The sequence below is a fragment of the Streptococcus mitis genome (assembly GCF_946190115.1).
Classification (GTDB): Bacteria; Bacillota; Bacilli; order Lactobacillales; family Streptococcaceae; genus Streptococcus; species Streptococcus mitis_CO.
In genome coordinates, this window is record NZ_CAMHZG010000004.1 from 1 (window position 1) to 19,549 (window position 19,549).

The window sequence follows — 19,549 nt, forward strand, 5'->3', positions numbered from 1 at the left end:
TGCTCTACATCTCCATTTGGCAGTTTCTTCGTTTCTACGAATCTGTACTCTGGAATGTCTTTCTTATCTACTGTGCCTGGCTCACTTGGATAGTTCGGAATCTCATTGCCTTCTTTATCTTTGAAGAATGTACTTACTTTTTCGTAGACGTGTTCTGTATCTCCATTTGGCAGTTTCTTCGTTTCTACGAAGCGGTAACCTGGGATATCTTTCTTAGGTTGTTCGCCATCTTCTCTTGGATAATTTGGAATAGATACTTCTTTACCATTTGGATCAACTGTCACATAAGACGTTGTAATCTTCGTATAGTTGATTGGTGTATCTTGACTAGGATCAGTTGGTAATGTTGGTGGCACATAACCTTTAGTTGGATCTTCTGGATCAACTGGTTTCAACGGATTTCCATCTTTATCTCTTGGAATGTAACCTGGAACATAAGGAATTACAATATCTTCTGTTGGTACACCCGGTTTAGTTGGATCACCGTTTGGATCATTTGGATAATCAATACGTGGAGGATTTGTTTGTCCTGGCACGTTTGGAATCCAGGCTCCAAGTTTCTTATAGACAACTTTTTGAATGATATCTTTGTCTTCAGCCTTAACAGTTTGATCCTTGGTAGATGCCTCAATATCTCCACTTAATGCAATATAACCTTTAACAAGTGGAAGTTTGTTACCAGAAAGAACATCAGTTGTAGCTTCTTTCCATTCGCCGTAAGTAACTTCACCTGTCACCAAGTTCACCTTAGCATCACGAGTAAATTTAACTGATGAAGTCACAGAAGTAGTAACCTCTTTACCATCTCCATCAACATAAGTAATTGTACGAGTTACTTCTTCTGAAGTTGTCAATTCCTTAACGCTTTCAGGCCATACTGGTGAGTTTGGATCCTCTGGGTCAATTGGTTGACCTGGAACTGGTGTCACATCACTTGGAATAACTGGAACAAGGCGTGGTTGAACAGTAACAACAAATTTTTGAATAGCTTTTGTATCATTATCAAATGATTGCTTGCTGCCATCAGCTTTTGTAAACTCGTCAGACACAAGTTCGTAGCCAAGTTTTTTCAGTGCGTTGATACGTTCTGCAGTAGAGTAGTTCATTTCAGAACCAGAATCACCTTGAAGGATATCCACTTCACCAAGAATTGTTCCATTAGTATCTTTGTAAGTTACAGTTGCAACTTGTGTATCAGACTTCACTTCATAAACAGTTGGTATATACTTAGCTTTCGCTACAGTGCCATTAGTATCCTTACGTACAATAGTTACTCCTGTTGCAGTCCCAACGAAATCTTTATTTGGTGTGAAGGTTACCTTACCTGTTGCATCAACAGTATACGTTCCTTCGTTTGGAACTGTTTTACTTGTTGTACCATCTTCAAATGTAGCAGGAACAGTATTGTCCATTGGTACATCTTTATGACCAGGTACAAATGTTGGTGTACCAGATTGAGGAGTGTTCTTAGGACCTGTAGAACTTGTATCCACACCTGTTGGTGTAACTGGGGTTACAGTTGGAGTGTAACTTGACTCAACAGTTGTACCATTTGTAGGATCTGTTACAACTACTTTAGCTGGGTCTGGTGTGCCAACGAAGTCTTTATTTGGCGTGAAGGTTACTGTACCAGTTGGATCGATTGTATATGTACCAACTGTCTTACCATCCTTAGTAGCTGGGATAGTTGTTTCCTCAGTTCCAACGAACTTAGCTGGATTATCTGTTGTTGGTTTCAACTCAGTTCCATCAGCATGTTTATATGTTGGAGTACCTGTCTGTGTCTTACCTTGGATATCAGTTGATGTAGCAGGTGTTGTAGTTGGTGCTACTGGTGTATAGATAACGTACACTGTACTATCAGTTGACTCATTTGTTACCTCAAGACTTGTAACAGTTTTCTTATCATGAGTATAATTAGCTACTTCTGGAGAAACTACTGCCTCAAGCGTTTGTGCTGCTGACCAGTCAGTGTATTCCACATTTCCTGTTACCAAGTTAATGCTTGCGCTACGTGTGAAGGTTACTGTTTGAACTTTATCAGCTGTTACTTCTTTACCATTCTCATCGTTGTAGCGGTACTTGATTGTACGAGTAACTGTCTTAGTTAACTCAAGACTTTCTGCAGTACTTGGCCATACAGGTGAGTTTGGATTTTCTGGATCCACTGGTTGTCCTGGAACAGGTTTCTCATCATTTGGAGTCACGGGTTCTACACGTTGTTTAACTGTTACCGTGAAGTTTTGATTCACCGCTGTGTCGTTATCAAAAAGCTTATCAGCTGTCGTTGCTACAATGAAACCATCTTCTACTAACGTATAGCCAGCTTTTTCAAGAGCTGCAATTGCTTTTTCACGATTAGTAAAGTCGATAGCTCCGTTATAAACACCCTCTACTGTCTCAACAGCTGCTGCTGGAACTTTAGCTGAATCTATAGCAACTTCTGCACCAGTTGTCACATCATAGTAAGAAATAGTTGCTGTTTGAACATTCTTTCTATAAGTATATGTCACAGTAGTTTGCTCATTTGTAACTTTACCTGAAACCTTCTTAGTACCTTCATCAACCGTACCATTTGTTGTTTCCACTTTAACAAGAGTGTAACCAGGAATTTCTTTTGGCTCAGTTGTAAATGGAGTCGTCACTTTTTCGTTATTTGCTGGAGTTGTTGAAGGAGAGATAATATTACCTTCTTCATCCTTATACTCAACAATGACCGTTCCATCTTCAGCAACAACAGTTGGAGTGTAATTAGTTGTTACAGTAGTACCATTGATATCTGCAATTTGTACACGTACTGGTGTAGCTTTACCTGTAAACTCCTCAGTGGGTTGGAATGTAATAACATTAGTTGTTTTATCAAGAGTGTAAGTTCCTTCACCATCAACCGTAACTGTAGTTACAGCATTTCCATTCGCATCAAGAAGTGTCAAAGTACTCTTATCAAGAGCTACTGATTTTGGTTGACCATCTTCACCTAATACTTCAGATGTTTCTCCTTTGGCGAAGTTCAAAGTCGTAGCATCTGTATCAGGAATGTCAAAAACAATTTGTGATGTTTGCGCTTGACCTTGCTTACCAGCTGTCGCTGATTCTTTAGCTGTTGGGGCTACAGGAACTACTGTTGGAGTATAAGTAGCTGTACCTGTGATGACTGTTGATTCATCTTTTTCATTAGTAATAGTTGCTGATGCTTGAACTGTTACTGGTGCTGGCGTTCCTGTATAAGTTGCAACTGGTTGGAATGTTACTTTGCCTGTTGTTGAATCAATTGTGTATGTACCAACATTTTCAACAGTCACTGAAGTTTCAGTCGTTGGATTTCCAGTAGTTGGATCTACAAGTTTGTAATTTGACACTGGAGCACTCTTATATGATGATGAGAATAGTGGTGTTTCTGACTGCTGTTCACCTTGGATATTCTTAGATGTTACACTTTCACCAGTAATCGTAATTGGTGTTACAGTTGGTTTGTAGGCAGCTGTTGCTATCTCACCATTTGAGTCTGTTGCTTGAACAGTCACTCCTGTTCCTTCTCCAGTAAATGTTGGGACTGGTACGAAGGTTACAACACCTGTTGTTGGATCAATTGTGTATGTTCCTTCATTTGCGATTGTAACACTAGTAGTTGGTTGTAGAGTTGTGGGATCAAGCAACTGACGTTTCGCAATTGTTACTGATGAATCTGATGTTTCAAATTCTGGTGTTCCAGTTTGTGTTTTGCCTTGAACGTCTGTAGATGTTGCATTTTCAGCTGTCATAGTTACATCTGTGACAGTTGGAGTGTAAGTAGTTGTTACAGTAGTACCATTCGCATCTGCAATACGTACACTAACTGGTTTTGTAACAGTTCCTGTGAATGTTGCGACTGGTTGGAATGTAATAACATTTGTCGCTTTATCCAGTGTATAAGTTCCCTCATTTGCAACTGTTACAGATGTTACAGCAACACCGTCTGCATTAAGAAGAGTTACTGATGCTGTATTAAGATCAACAGATTTTGTTGTATTTGCATCAATAGCAACTGTTCCTTTAGCAAAGTTTACAGTTGTATCATCTGTGTCTGCTACGTCAAACTTAATAGCAGAAGTTTGGGCTTTCCCTTGAGGTCCAGTTGTTTGAGACGCTACTGCGGTTGGTTTTACTGGAACTACTGTTGGTGTATATGTAGCTGTCGCAGTTGCAGTAATATTAGCATTGTTAGTATCTGTACCTAGAATTGCAGTTAGTTTGACAGTTACTGGAGTAGCTGTCCCTGTGAATGTTGCAAGTGGTTTAAAGGTTACAACACCTGTTGTTGGGTCAATTGTATAAGTTCCCTCATTTACAACTGTTAAAGTCTCAACTAGACTACCGTCAGCGGCAACCAACTTAGCTGGTGATGTTGCACTTGGTGAGATGGTTGAACCGTCACCTACAGAAGTAAAGGTTGGTGTTCCTGTTTGAGTAGCTCCTTGGATATCAGATGATGTAACGTTGTGACCTTTAATCGTGTCTGTTACTGTAATGTGGTAAGTAGTTGTAGCAATTGAAGAACCTGCACCTGAATCTGTACCTGAATCTGTACCATCCAAAGTAGCCGTAACAACATTTCCGTTACTATCAATAACATCTACAACAACTGTATACACACCCACTTCTGATAAAACATAATTACTAGCTAATGTGTAAGCTGCAGCATCTGTCTTTGTATCATATACTTTTTGAGCTCCAGATGGTGATGTTACTGTCAAACGAGTAATGTAAGTCGTTTTACTATGAGCAGTATCTTCTTTATCTGCAATCGTAACTGCAGCTTGTGCCGCATTACGAAGGTCAACAGTTATCCCCTTAGTTGATTCATAGCTTGTTGATGTTGCAGTTGGTTTTGTGTTGATGATAGTTGCAACATCTGTATTAGTAGCTTTGCGACCTCGAATTTCACCGCCAAATCCTGATGAAGTCATGATATCCCATGATTTATCTCCAAGTTTAGTAGCTGTCACAGTAGAACCATCTGAAGCAGTCCATGCATCTGTATACTTATCATAAGTTACTGTCACAGACATCCCATCTTTAGATGTTTCATTTTTACTTGCAACTGTTGTTTTATGACGAGTTACCGCATCAAGACTCTTAATTGTTCCGTCAGTTTCAAATGTGCGCGTATATGTATAAATATAGAAGTTTTGAGAACCATCCAATTGAGCTTCAGCATAAACTTGACGTTTTGTCAAAGTATAAGTCCCGTCTGCATTCGTTGTCTGAACTGTAGTATAATCTGCTGGAAGTTCCCAGTGACCTGTTTTAGAATTCAACGTAGCTACATGAGTAGTATTATCTACATCTGTTAGTGTTACTTTATTACGTAGGAAAGTACCTTTGATATTTTCAGTAATTGCTTCAACCTTGATGTTATCCACTCCAGCTGTTGCAGTTGCAGCTTGTGTAACTGGAATATTAATTTTTCCACCTACTGTCCCCAAATTTGTCCCTACTGCTGCAGCCGTATTGGTTGTTGTTACTGCATTGCCATCTACATCTTCTCCTGATGCAACTACAACCCAACTTCCATTTTGATTTTGAAGAACAGTCTTCGTTCCATCTGGCATGGTAACTACAGCGTTTGTTGCACCTTTAGAAATAGTCACAGGAACAGTTTCTGAGTAGGTTTCAATATTCAAAGCTTCTACTTTTGGTTTAACGACAACTGTAATATTCCCTTGAGCTTCCTGACCAGATTGAATCCATTGTACATTTGATCCATTAACACTGTTGTAATCTTTAGCAAATGTTGATACATAGTAGACCCCTGCTTCTGTCAAAGTACCTGATAATTGGCCAGACGAGTTATATGACGATTGACCATCAATAGATACAGACTGCGGTTGGTTCTTTGGATCCATCTGGTAGCTAACACCAGGAATTGTTGTTGCTGTTTCATCAAGAACTTGACTTCTATTATCTACATTGACACCAGCAATACCAGTTACAGCAGTTCCATATTGTTGACGTATAGTTGTCGTTGTACCATTAGCTTTGGTATAAGGTACATTTGCTCCTTGTCCACGCATTGTGCGCGCCCCTGATGGATCTTGATACTTGATGTCAATATTAATGTCTTGACCAACTGTACGTTCGTAAACTGCATTATCTGTCGCGATAACTGGTGGAGTTGTATCCATCCAGCCTACCCAACCCATACGCATATTTACAAATCGAGTTGTCACCACCGCACCTGTTTTGCTGTTTGTAAAGGTTGCGTTAACTTTGAGATCTTGTACCCCATTTTCAAGATTACTTGTAATAATCCCTTCAATGACATCATTTGTAGCATCATATACAAGACCATTAGGTAGGTTATAAGGTGTAGCAGCACCTACTGATCCATCAATACCTGTTAAAGACCAACCTTTTTCAGCCGCTTCATCTGTCACTCCAAATCGTGATCTTAGACCTGGAATATAAACACGATCAACACCTTGTTCATATGCTAATTTATAAATTTCTGTTGCAAGGAATTCATAAGCTCCATTATTTGAGAATATACTAGCAGAACCACCTGAGATTCGCATTCCACTTGGACGAAGTTGACCTTTCCAAAGCTCTGCTTCTTTGGCTAGTTTTTTAGCCATTTCTGGAGAAAGGGGATAATCCATACGTCCCTTGTTATTGTGACCTGTTGAACCACCCTGGTCAGACGTTAAACCATTTGCAGGGTTAGTTTCTGAGCCATCACGTTGGTTAGAATAGACAACAACTTCTAAACCTTCAGCAGTCCCACCAGTTACACGAGTATAGGCATTCAACTCTCCTGCACTTGCAAAACCGTCAGTAGACGCTTTCCCATCAGGATTGAATTTATAGATATCTTTACCTGTAGCAGTTGCTGCAGTTACAACCGTGGCATGAGTGGCACGCGTACCGTTTGCATTAACGGTTGATTCAGCATAAAAATTTTGTGCTGCCAACGCTACAGCAAATTTCCCATCACGACCAATTCCTGATTTTTTCAGTTCACTATAAACTGCAAGGATAGACTCATTCAAGCGTGAAAGTTGAGCATCCACTTGTTCCTTTGTGACACTCTTATCAGCTAAAAGTACTTTTGATTCGTTAAGTATAGCTTGGTTCTTGGCTACCGCCGCTTCAATTGCTGCTCGATTCTCTTCTGCTACTTCCTTCTTACGGAGTTCTGTAACCGCAAGTGTATTGGTTACATCTGCTTCTGATGTAACTTTATCGAGTTCCGATTTAGCTTCTGAAAGAGCTTTTTCAGCTGGAGTAGCTTTCTTTTCAACTTCTTCTTTAGCCGCCTTATCCTTATCAGCCTGTTCTTTCTCTAGTCCTAGTTTGTTTGATTCAGTTACAACTGTTCCCAATGCAGAAAGAATCTCTTTTTGAACATTTACCTCTTCTTGCTTGGCAGCTTCATTTGCCAAAACAGCTTTCGCAGTAGCTAAAGCTTCACGAACATTGGCTACAACTGAGGCATCCGCATACTTAGCATTGGATAATGCAGCCTCTAAATTTGAAATACTCGTTTCAAGAAGTGACTTATTTACTTTAACTTCTTCTTTCTTGGGTGTTTCAGTTGTCATATCAACCAACTGGATATTACTTTCTCCTAATTCTGGAGAAGAATTTTCTACTTTTTGAATATTTTCTTTAGAGTCTGAAACTGGATTTTGTTCAGTAGCTGAAACTGCTCCATTTCCTAAGAACATTAAACCAGCCGCAATCGCTACTGATGCTGCTCCAAAACTGTATTTACGAATACCGTAACGAATATACTTTTCCGTTCTAAAATCTTGTTGTTTACCCTTCATTTAGAGTCACAACCTCCTTTATGCATATTTTTTTAATATTGAATTGAAATATACAGACAAATAAAAAGCCCCCCCCCCCTCGAATTTTTTAGTAATATTAAGAGGTTATCATTTTAAAAAGGTTGCCCAATAATTATCAATATCACTTAATATTGTATCATGCCACTATTATTAATTCAAGTTTCATGTCTATATATATTTATTGTTTCAATTTAATACTTCCTTGAAGAAACCAGTACATACATCAGTTTTTAAACAATAAGATCAATGTACTAAGATACGAAATTCTATTCTAAACAACTAATAGTATGTTTCTAGCACAAATTCAATTTTATAAGAAAAGGAAGTAAATATAGTGGATTAAAATAAGATATGAACAAACTGATTAAGAAAGGCAAATTAATTTCTAGAAATATTTTAGCAGACACAGTGTACTGTTCTAGATTCAATACACTATATTTTCACGAAAAGCGCATATTATCAAGAGCCGATTTTGAAAACCTGATAATATTTCCTTTCGTTTCTAGAGATTTCTATAGAAAAAAACGCCACATAGGCGTTTTTCTATTCTTACGGTTTGATACGGTGCAACATACGTGGGAATGGAATAGCTTCACGGATGTGTTTTGTTCCTGCCGCGAAGGTGACCATACGCTCGATACCGATACCAAATCCACCGTGTGGTACAGTACCGTATTTACGAAGGTCAAGGTAAAATTCATACTCTGTACGATCCATGCCAAGTTCATCCATCTTAGCAACTAATGCATCGTAGTCTTCCTCACGCATAGATCCACCGATGATTTCTCCATAGCCTTCTGGAGCAAGCAAGTCTGCACAAAGCACACGTTCTGGATTTCCAGGAACTGGTTTCATGTAGAAGGCCTTGATGGCTGCTGGATAGTTCATAACAAAAGTTGGCACACCAAAGTGGTTTGAAATCCAAGTTTCATGTGGTGAACCAAAGTCATCACCATGCTCAAGATGTTCGTAGTCAGCATCTTCATCATTCTCATGCTCTTGCAAGAGGTCAATGGCTTGATCATAAGTGATGCGTTTGAAAGGCTCTGAAATGTAGCGTTTCAAGAGTTCTGTATCACGTTCCAAGGTTTCTAAGGCTTGAGGCGCACGGTCAAGAACACCTTGAAGAAGAGCTTTCACATAAGCTTCTTGCAAGTCAAGTGACTCATCATGTGTCAAGTATGAGTACTCAGCATCCATCATCCAGAACTCAGTCAAGTGACGGCGTGTTTTTGATTTTTCAGCACGGAATACTGGACCAAAGTCAAAGACACGACCAAGAGCCATAGCCCCTGCTTCTAGGTAAAGCTGACCTGATTGGCTCAAGTAAGCTGGAGTTCCGAAGTAGTCCGTTTCAAAGAGTTCTGTTGAATCTTCAGCCGCATTTCCTGAAAGAATTGGGCTATCAAACTTCATGAAGCCGTTCTTGTCAAAGAACTCATAAGTTGCATAAATGATAGCGTTACGGATTTGCATCACCGCTACTTGTTTACGAGAACGGAGCCACAAGTGACGGTTATCCATCAAGAAGTCTGTCCCGTGTTCTTTTGGTGTGATTGGGTAGTCTTGAGATTCACCAATCACTTCGATGTCTGTAATGTCCAACTCATAGCCAAATTTAGAACGTTCGTCTTCTTTAACAATACCTGTCACATAAACAGAAGTTTCTTGGCTCAAGCGTTTGATGACATCAAACTTCTCAAGTCCCACTTCTTCACCAAATTTTTCGACAAAGTTTGGTTTAAAGGCTACACCTTGAAAGAAGGCTGTTCCATCACGCAATTGCAAGAAGGCGATTTTCCCTTTTCCTGATTTATTGGCAACCCAAGCGCCAATCGTCACTTCCTGACCAACATAGTCTTTTACATCAATAATCGTTACACGTTTTGTCATTATTTTTCCTTTTTCTTTTTTATTCTTTATGGTAAACCACTTCTATATTGTTCCCATCTGGGTCAATCACAAAAGCAGCGTAGTAAATCGGTTGCTCACTGCGATAACCAGGAGCCCCATTGTCTCGCCCACCTGCCTCTAAGCCAGCCTCATAACAAGCTTGAACCTCTTCCTTATTTTCTGCTAAAAAAGCAAAGTGAATAGGATCTTGTGTCCCCTGAGCCAGCCAAAAATCACCACCAGGATGAGGGCTGTTTGGGGCAAGAAAACTCCTATAAAATCCTTCTGAAATTTGTAAATCCTTTACCTTAATTTCAAAATGATCAATCATTCTCACTCCCCATAAATGCTTTCAAGCGTTTAACTGCTTCTTTAAGTGTGTCTAGGTCTGTCGCATAGCTGAGGCGGACATTTTCTGGTGCTCCGAATCCTGCTCCTGTTACCAAGGCAACTTCAGCTTCTTCTAGGATAGCAGTTGTAAAGTCTGTCACATCCGTATAGCCTTTCATCTCCATGGCCTTTTTGACATTTGGGAAAAGATAGAAGGCCCCTTGCGGTTTGACCACTTCAAATCCAGGCACCTCAGCAAGAAGGGGATAGATGGTGTTTAGTCGTTCCTCAAAAGCCTGACGCATGTTTTCTACAGTATCTTGCTCACCTGATAGAGCCTCAACTGCTGCATACTGAGCTACTGCTGACGGATTGGAGGTTGTTTGACCTGCAATCTTAGACATGGCAGCGATAATGTCTGCTTGACCGACGGCATAGCCAATCCGCCAACCTGTCATAGCATAGGTTTTAGACACACCATTGATGACCACTGTTTGCTTGCGAATCGCTTCTGATAGGCTAGAAATCGGTGTGAACTCATGACCATTATAGACCAAGCGACCATAAATATCGTCTGCTAGGATGAGAATGTCATTTTCTACAGCCCAGTTTCCGATTGCCAAGAGTTCCTCACGGGTGTAAATCATACCTGTCGGATTAGATGGTGAATTCAGCACCAAAACCTTGGTCTTGTCAGTGCGAGCCGCTTCTAACTGCTCTACAGTCACCTTAAAATGATTGTCTTCCTTAGCAGGAACAAAGACAGGAATCCCTTCAGCCATCTTGACCTGATCTCCATAGCTAACCCAGTATGGGGTTGGGATGATGACTTCATCACCTGGATTGACCACTGCCATAAAGAAGGTATAGAGAGAATATTTGGCTCCTGCAGCGACTGTCACTTGATTTGGCGCCACAGAATAGCCGTAAAAGCGCTCAAAGTAGCTATTGACCGCTGCCTTTAGCTCTGGCAGACCTGAGGTCACTGTATAAAAAGAAGCACGCCCATCTCGAATCGATGCAATGGCGGCATCTTGGATATTTTTGGGAGTAGTGAAATCTGGCTCACCCAAGGTTAGAGACAGGATATCTCTTCCCTCAGCCTTCAGCGCTTTGGCACGGGCTCCAGCAGCCAAGGTCACACTTTCTTCCATTTCTAAAACACGGTTGGATAGTTTCATAAGCCCTCCTTATTGACCAATGCTCCTGTTTCAAAATCTACTAGATAAAAATCAGATCCTGACTTAACTTCCCAGATTGGCTTGTCTTGATAACGACCAAAGGTAATCTTGTCAATCTCGCCAGCTCCTTTTTCCTTCGAAACAGCTTCTGCTTTTTCTTGTGAAACACCCTGATTTAGCTGATAAACGTAAATCTTATGGTCATCTTTTCCAATCAGGACAGCAAGTGCTTCTTGTTTTTTATTACGACCAAGAATGCTATAATAGGATTCCAAGCCATTGTATAAGTCAACCTGATCAGCCTGCTCTAATCCTGCATACTGCTGAGCTAATTTTTCTCCTTCACTTTTAGCTGTTTGATATGGTTTCATACTCAGAAACACTAGATACAGAAAGGAAGCACTGATAACCACAAACAAAATCGTCATCCCTAGACCATACTGCCACAGTAGATTATTTTTTGCTTTATTTTGTCTTTTTTTCACTCGTCTATTTTACCATCTATTAAGCTTTATTACAAGTGAATGCAAGAATACTCTTCGAAAATCAAATTCAAACCACGTCAGCTTTATCTGCAACCTCAAAGCTGTGCTTTGAGCAATCTGCGGCTAGCTTCCTAGTTTGCTCTTTGATTTTCATTGAGTATAAGAAACCAATTCTATTTCTCCCTTCAAAGCAAACCGATTTTTCTTAGTTAAAACCGAGCAAGAAAATTAAAGACAGCTCCAAAATCAACCTATTAAAAAACCTGAGCTTGACACTCAAGTTTTCGTAATTTTTTTGATCTATGGAATCACTTTATCATCCATTCTTTTAGCCATTTTTCCTAAAAATACAGGCAGTAGAAGGCTAATCATGACTAAAAAGAATCCTAGATAAAGAAATGTTACTACAAAGCCTAAATGGTCAATCAACCACCCTGTCAGTGGGAAGAACACAATCATACTCAGGCTAAACATCATTGAGTAGACACTCAGCATGGTTGCCCTTACTTCACTTGGGAGCCGCTCTTGCAAATCATTGTCAAAAATCGGCTTAAAAAGAGCATGCAGAGCATTACTAATCAAATAAATCAGAATATAGATTAGAGGTGTTCCAAAGTAGGACAGCATATAGGTGACTCCAGTCAGCAGGACGAGAATAGGAAAAAGCTTCAAGGCAGCATATTTCTTTCCAATTTTACTTGCTAGATAGATTGCGAGGATATTCAAGAGACTACCAAGTAACATAACCGCTGAAATTTGCCAACTACTTAAATCTGGCAACTGATTTTGATAGTAAAAATAAAACATATACATGAGTGTTCCGACAATCTGAGATAAAATCATCCAGTTTAAAAGCATGGGATTTCTCTTCAACTCATCCTTAACAGTCCAAATAATCTGTTTCATGGTCACACTATCAGCTTTTTCTACTTTGACACTGGGCTCTTTCAGCATCCAGATCAGGAAAAGAACTATGATAGAAGTGGCAATCATGATATAGTAGGTCAGGTGCAATTGACCATGAACAAAAAATCCTGCCAAAACTGTCCCCAAAGACTGGGTTCCTTCTGACACTCCTGATATGAAACTTGAAATGGATAGATAGCGCTCCTTTAGTCCAGCCTCTACAGCCGATTCATAGACCATTGCTGCGCTTGTTCCTGAATCAAAATTATAAGACAAGGCACTTACAGCCATAGCTAGTGCATAAATCCAAAAATTTCCCTGACCAGTCAACATAAGAATAGAAGACACAATCCCTGCTATACGACTTAAATAAAGGTTGGTCTTATAGGAATAGCGGTCAGCTAACATACCAGATGGAATTTCACAGAGAAGACTGGTCGTATGAAAAATACTCTCCAAAAGTCCAATCTGCCAAAGAGACATGCCGTTTTGACTGAGAAAGAGAATCCAAAAACTGGTAATCCCTAAAAATGCAAAAAACTCAACTCCGGCCATCAGGCCAATATTTTTCCGATAATTTCTTATTAACATATTTTCTCCTTTAACAAGTGTATTATTATTTCTTTTGTCTGTCACTTGTTAATCTGTGCCTTACATGATCTCCACCCCTTTTAGAAGCATTCTTCAATGCCATGATTGTTCCTTTAATTATTTATGAAATGATACCAGAAAATAGCTGTTCTGCGGTTTCTATTGCGAGTTTTCTTGTTTATTTTAGCACTTATATCATCATATTACAAGAGAATGTTAGAATACTCTTCGAAAATCAAATGCATTCCAGTAGCAAGTGATTAGAGTTTCTACAATTTTATAGTTTTCAAATAAACTCTGAGCAAATTTCTTGCAAGGTGTTTTCTTTTGTTGTAATATATCTTATAACAACGAGAGAATTCTCGGAAATTTAAGAAAAAGGAGACACATCATGTCTAAAAAAGTATTATTTATCGTCGGATCACTACGTCAAGGTTCTTTTAACCACCAAATGGCTCTCGAAGCTGAGAAAGCACTTGCTGGTAAAGCGGAAGTTAGCTACCTTGATTATTCAGTCCTTCCTCTCTTCAGCCAAGATTTGGAAGTTCCAACTCATCCAGCTGTAGCGGCTGCTCGTGAAGCGGTTCTGGCTGCGGATGCCATCTGGATTTTCTCTCCAGTCTACAACTTCTCTATCCCCGGAACAGTGAAAAACTTGCTTGACTGGCTATCTCGTGCCCTTGACTTGTCTGATACACGTGGTGCTTCTGCCCTTCAAGACAAGTTTGTCACCGTATCATCTGTAGCCAATGCCGGTCACGATCAACTTTTCGCTATCTATAAAGACCTCTTGCCATTTATCCGTACACAAGTCGTTGGTGATTTCACTGCTGCACGTGTCAATGACTCTGCCTGGGCAGACGGAAAATTAGTTCTCGAAGAATCAGTCCAAAATTCACTTGAAAAACAAGCGGAAGACTTGGTTGCAGCAGTTCAGTAAAAAATAGAAAATTTTCAAGTCTAAATCAATTATCGCCACCTAATAGGGTGGCATTTTTAGACTCAATCAAGATTTTCAGACAAACATCACCCATCCCAAAAAACCTTGAGCCTTACCACTCAAGGTTTTTAGCAGTCTTTTCCATCATAGGAAAATCATTCTAAGAATATTCTTTCATCCGAGATCTATCACTTATCATCTTCTTTCGAGAAATTAGTGACTGCTTTTGGCTGATTAATCTTCTTTTCTTCGACCTACATATAGACTCAATAGAATACCGCTACCTAGAAGAACAGAGATATAATCAGATTGGCTTCCAGTTTCTGGTAATTTGTCCCCATGGTTTTCTTTAACTGTAGTTGGTACTACTGGGTTAGCATTTACTGGAGTTGCTGGTTGAGCCGGTGTTGGTACTACTGATTGTTCTGGAACCGCTGGTACTGGTTTAACCGGTACTTCTGGTGTTGGAACAACTGGAGTTGGTTGTACTGGCACTTCTGGTGTCGGTACATTTGGTGTTGGCTGCACTGGCACAGGTTTAACCGGTACTTCTGGTGTTGGTTGTGCTGGTACTGTTGGAATATCTAATTCTGGTACTTCAACAACTTCAGGCATACCTGGTACTCCACCGTTGAATTCTGGTAATTCATGAACTGGTGGTTCTGGCATTGCAAATGTTGGTCCTTCTGGCACATTTGGTATTGGAGGAACTGGTTTTTCATTTGATGGTGTTACTGGTTTGTCTTGGCATCCACATTTACCATCTTTGCCATCTTTAATAACTGTTTTTGTCACAGTCCCGTCAGAATTGATGATTGTGATTGTGTGACTTCCATCTCCATTATCTTCAACAGAAACTTTTGGTGATTTACCATCTTTACCGTCTTTAATCACCATTTCTATCTTACTTCCATCCGGATTAGTAATTGTAACAACGTGAGTTCCATCGTTATTATTTTTAACAGTTACAGTTGGTGAAACGCCATCTTTACCGTCTTTACCATCTTTGATAATAGATTTGTATTCACGACCATCAGAATCTACAATTGTCAATGTGTGAGTGCCATCTCCGTTATCAATGATGTTCGCTTTTGGTGATTTACCATCAAAGATTGTAGTTGTTGTTTCTTTACCGTCAGCACCTGTCACTTTAATAGTGTGTGAACCATTTTTGTTATCGATTACTTCAAGTTTTGGTGATTTACCATCACGTACTGTAGTTGTTGTAGTTGTACCGTCTGAGTTCACAACTGTAATAGTGTGAGTGCCATCTCCGTTATCCACAACCTTAGCAGTTGGTTCTTTACCATCACGAACTGTGGTTTCAGAAACAGTACCATTACCGTTTTCTACACGAATAGTGTAAGTACCGTCTTGGTTATCTCTAACTGTTGCTACTGGTGATTTACCATCTTTAATGATTGTTTCAGTAGTTGTTCCATCACCATTTAGAACTGAGATCTTATGAGTTCCATTTTGTTCATCAGTTATAGTCACTTTTGGTGATTTACCATCACGAACTGTGGTTTCAGTTGTCACACCTTCTGGATTTGTAATAACGATTGTATGACTTCCGTCTCCATTATCACGAACAGATGCGGTTGGAGTACGTCCATCAACACCGTCACTTCCATTCTTAACAACAAACTCATTCTTAGTTCCGTCTGGGTTAGTGATTGTTACTGTGTGGCTTCCATCTAGGTTTTCTGTTGTAGTTGCTGTTGCAGCTTTACCATCTTTACCATCTTTGATGATAGTGTTGGTAACATTGCCGTCTACATCTGTAACTTTAACAGTATGAGTTCCATCGTTGTTATCAGTGACTTCAACTTTTGGAGTCTTACCGTCTTTACCATTCTTAACAACAGTTTCTTTAGTTGTTCCATCTGGATTTGTTACAGTAATTGTATGACTTCCATCTGGATTTTCTGTTGTTGTAATAGTAGCTGTTTTACCGTCTTTTCCATCTTTTACTTTAGTTGTTGATTCTGATCCATCTCCATTTCGAACTGTGATAGAGTGTGTACCGTCTCCATTATCTGTTACAGTAACAACTGGTGATTTACCATCTGCCCCATTATCACCTTTTTCACCTTTTAGTCCATCAAGAACTGTTGCAAGTGGTTTTGTATCATCTAATGGTTGACCTGGATTTGTCGGATCTTCTACAAAAATCTTAGTTTCATTACCTTCTTTTTTAGCAACTAATGATTTACCATCTTTACCGTTTTTAACATTAACAGTAATCGGATCTTTTCCTGGTGTTGTAATTGTAATATCAGTACTATTTCCATCTGCACCTGGTTTAGCTGTAACTTCTGGACTGTCTCCTTTGGCACCTTGTGGCCCTCTTATATTACCTGTCTTATTCCAAGTTCCATTGTTTTTCTTATATACATCACCCGTATTGCTATCAATATAAGTATCACCATTTTTACCATCATTTGGAGTTGGAGCAACATTTCCACTTAGAAGTTCACTACCATTACGTCCATCTCTACCACGATTGCCGTCTACACCATCATTTCCATCTAAGACATCACGTTCACTTAGTAACTCATCAACACCTGGATCGTAGACATCATTGCCATTATTATCATAATAAGCTGTAACGTGTGTCCCTGTTGAAGGATGTTCGTTGGAAATTGGTTGGTTAATTTCATTAGCAGTTCCCTCTTCAGGATTATTTCCACTACTTCTAGACACTCTAGCTCTTCTAAATGAATCTACTCCGTGATTAAATGGTTTCAAATCGATTTTTGGTGCACGTCCATCATGTCCATCTAACCCATCCCTAACTGTGAATGTTACTGGTTCTTTTCCTGGTGTTGTAATGGTTACAAGAGTACTGTGACCATCTGCACCACGCTGAGTTATTACTGTAGGAGTTTGTCCATCATGACCTGCTACTCCTGCTTCACCTTTTTCTCCATCTTGAACAAATACTTTTGTTGGTTGTGAACCATCGTGATTATCGACAGTAATCTCTACTCCTTTATGCCCTTCCTCATCTTTACGGATAGCTGTTACCGTTGGTGATTTTCCATCTACACCATCTTTAATGACTGCAAGAGGGTTTTCTGGGTTCAATGGTTGACCTGGATGAGTTGGATCTTCTTGGTAAACTTTTGTTTCTTTACCTTCTTTTACAGTAATTAATGATTTACCATCTTGTCCGTCTTTGACGATGGATGTTTGTACGAGTGTATCTGTTCCTTCTGTATAGTTACCATCGCCATCTTTGTCAATGTAGAAGGTTAGAGTGGTTTGTTTCTTGGCTTCATCACGTTCTGCTTTAACTTTCGGTGTTTGGCCATTTTCACCGTTTTTAACGATAGTTATAAGGGCTGGGCGACCTTCTGGTTGGGTAATGGTAATCGTATGGCTACCATCATGATTGTCTATCACTGTTACTTCTGGTGTGAAGCCATCTTTTCCGTTCTCACCCTTGTCACCTTTAGGACCTTTGATATTGCCTGCTGGTTCCCATGCATTGTTCTTCTTAACGAAGACATCGCCTGTTGCAGTATTAACGAAGCTATCTCCATCTTTGCCATCTGTAGCCTGTGGATCTACTTTTCCATTTAGAACTTCTTTACCATCACGACCTGCTTGACCTGCAGCTCCATCTTGTCCATCTTTCACAATAGAGGTTTGAACGAGTGTATCTGTTCCTTCGGTATAGTTACCATCGCCATCTTTGTCAATGTAGAAGGTTAGAGTGGTTTGTTTCTTGGCTTCATCACGTTCTGCTTTAACTTTTGGTGTTTGGCCATTTTCTCCATTTTTAACAACTGTTGTAAGGGCTGGACGGCCTTCTGGTTGGGTAATGGTAATCGTATGGCTACCATCATGATTGTCTGTCACTGTTACTTCTGGTGTGAAGCCATCTTTTCCGTTCTCACCCTTGTCACCTTTAGGACCTTTGATGTTCCCTGCTGGTTCCCATGCATTGTTCTTCTTAACGAAGACATCGCCTGTTGCAGTATTAACGAAGCTATCTCCATCTTTGCCATCTGTAGCCTGTGGATCTACTTTTCCATTTAGAACTTCTTTACCATCACGACCTGCTTGACCTGCAGCTCCATCTTGTCCATCTTTCACAATAGAGGTTTGAACGAGTGTATCTGTTCCTTCGGTATAGTTACCATCGCCATCTTTGTCAATGTAGAAGGTTAGAGTGGTTTGTTTCTTGGCCTCATCACGTTCTGCTTTAACTTTTGGTGTTTGGCCGTCTACTCCGTTTCTTCCATCTGTCCCATTATATACCTCTTTTGTATTGAGTACCGTATCGCCTTCATCAAATTCATCATTATTGTTTTTATCATCATAAACCGTGATTCGAATTCCTGAACGACTTGATACGCTTGTTGTTCCTGCATATTTTGCTATATCTTCTACTTTAATTTTCGGAGCTCTACCATCCTTACCATTTTCACCTTTTTGACCTTGTTCTCCTTGCGGACCTCTAAGGTTACCGATTTTTCCCCAAGCTCCATCTCTTTTTTTATACACATCTCCTGTTGTGGCATCAATGTATGTATCACCATCTTTACCATCTTCTGGCGTTGGAGCAATAATTCCACTTAATAATTCAGCTCCTCTTGCAGCATCTTTACCATCATTACCATTCTCTCCTTTTGGAGCGGGAGGAATTACAGTACTTGATATTAATTCGTCACCTTCATCAAATACACCATTGTGATTATTATCATAGTATGCTTTTATTTCGGTCCCCGCATATTCACCTGATGCTGGTTGAGTTGATGCTGGTTGAGTTGGTGCTGGTTGAGTTGGTGTTTCATCAGGATTACTTCCTGCCTCGCGTCTTCTTCTTGCACTACGGAAACCACTATAACCAGTTTCCAAATCTTCCTTACGAATCGCTGAATTTTTACGATCATCTGAAAGGCTATGTTCAGGTTTAAAGATTTCATTAGTTGTTTCTGTAGCAGAAGTCGCTTCTACTTTCGCAGGTACATTAGTTACTAAAATGCTACTATCAAGAGCTGAACGATCAGCCATTGTTGCATCTTCTTTTACTTCTTCAACTTTTTCTGCTGGCGCTTTAGCATCATCAAATTTAGTTGGAGTTACTTCTACTGGGTTAGCAACAGTTGGAGCTGCGTAGGTTGTTTCTTTTTTAGGTGTAGATACTTCGGCTGATTTAGTAGCTTCATCTACCTTATCAATAAAAACTTTACTTACTACTGCTGAATTCTTTTCTTCTGCTTGTACAGAATGGACATTAGTAGCTATCCCTAAAATCAAAGCTGTTCCCAATAAAACACTCGCTGCACCAAAATGATACTTACGAATAGAGAAACGTTGTTGCATTTTATACCAGTCAAATGATTTTCTTTGTGCTTGTTTCATATTTCTTACCTCTTTATC

The 19,549-nt window shown here is 39.7% G+C and carries 8 protein-coding genes; 1 reads left to right on the forward strand and 7 read right to left on the reverse strand.

From position 1 onward, the window contains the following. The 6 genes from N8L90_RS02810 to N8L90_RS02835 all read right to left on the reverse strand — a co-directional run. Positions 1-7,808 (reverse strand): mucin-binding protein (locus N8L90_RS02810; protein WP_261024033.1); only part of this gene is annotated, 7,808 nt, incomplete at its 3' end. Between the two features lie 570 nt (positions 7,809-8,378). Next, positions 8,379-9,722, reverse strand: a complete 1,344-nt coding sequence (gene asnS, locus N8L90_RS02815; RefSeq protein ID WP_033677725.1) for an asparagine--tRNA ligase — start codon at positions 9,720-9,722, stop codon at positions 8,379-8,381. A 19-nt stretch (positions 9,723-9,741) separates the two neighbouring features. Beyond that, positions 9,742-10,053, reverse strand: a complete 312-nt coding sequence (locus tag N8L90_RS02820) for a VOC family protein (protein WP_261024034.1) — start codon at positions 10,051-10,053, stop codon at positions 9,742-9,744. Continuing rightward, positions 10,046-11,233 carry a pyridoxal phosphate-dependent aminotransferase gene (locus tag N8L90_RS02825; protein ID WP_033677730.1) on the reverse strand — a complete coding sequence of 396 codons (1,188 nt, stop codon included), beginning with the start codon at positions 11,231-11,233 and terminating at the stop codon, positions 10,046-10,048. The genes N8L90_RS02820 and N8L90_RS02825 overlap by 8 nt, the downstream gene beginning before the upstream one ends. Then, positions 11,230-11,718, reverse strand: coding sequence for a cell wall elongation regulator TseB-like domain-containing protein (locus N8L90_RS02830; protein ID WP_261024035.1), 489 nt, complete (start codon positions 11,716-11,718; stop codon positions 11,230-11,232). The genes N8L90_RS02825 and N8L90_RS02830 overlap by 4 nt, the downstream gene beginning before the upstream one ends. A gap of 300 nt (positions 11,719-12,018) precedes the next feature. Beyond that, on the reverse strand, positions 12,019-13,215 hold the full coding sequence (locus N8L90_RS02835) for an MFS transporter (protein ID WP_261024036.1): 1,197 nt from the start codon (positions 13,213-13,215) through the stop codon (positions 12,019-12,021). 391 nt (positions 13,216-13,606) lie between these two features. Between N8L90_RS02835 and N8L90_RS02840 the strand changes: the two genes are divergently transcribed. Beyond that, the gene (locus N8L90_RS02840; protein WP_261024037.1) at positions 13,607-14,155 is read left to right on the forward strand and encodes an NAD(P)H-dependent oxidoreductase; all 549 of its coding nucleotides are present in this window, start codon (positions 13,607-13,609) and stop codon (positions 14,153-14,155) included. Positions 14,156-14,389: 234 nt separating this feature from the next. Here the strand turns inward: N8L90_RS02840 and N8L90_RS02845 are convergent, their stop codons facing one another. After that, a complete protein-coding gene (locus N8L90_RS02845; protein WP_261024038.1) occupies positions 14,390-19,531 on the reverse strand; it encodes a collagen-flanked surface repeat-containing protein in 5,142 nt (1,713 codons plus the stop codon). Between the last annotated feature and the right edge of the window lie 18 nt (positions 19,532-19,549).